The sequence below is a fragment of the Candidatus Poribacteria bacterium genome, from assembly GCA_021295715.1.
GTDB lineage: Bacteria > Poribacteria > WGA-4E > WGA-4E > WGA-3G > WGA-3G.
In genome coordinates this window covers 1-357 of sequence record JAGWBV010000016.1, presented here as the reverse complement: position 1 = coordinate 357, position 357 = coordinate 1, and positions in this window count along the sequence as shown.

Below are 357 nucleotides of genomic sequence, written 5' to 3'. Positions count from 1 at the left end.
CGGAAACTCGGCAAAACAACCCTTGTTGCCCCATGTATCCATATCTCCGCGCGACGCTGGGAAACAAGAGGTATCGTTCGAACGACATTAAACAACTATCTGATAACGCTCCTATATTTCCTGAAAATCTCACCAGAGCGGCTTGCCGAACTCTATCGTCATATCCGATAGCGCATAAAAAAGGACTTCCCAATTCTGCCTCAAACGGCGAATCGGAAAGTCCTGTAGAAGATATCGAAACAACTTATTTGTTGTATCCCGACATCGGCGTATCTGAAATTAGCGAACCTGCTTGATTGAACCCCAAGTTGTCGCTAACTTGTTTTTGGCTTCAACATCAAATGCCGCGTTGTCTGA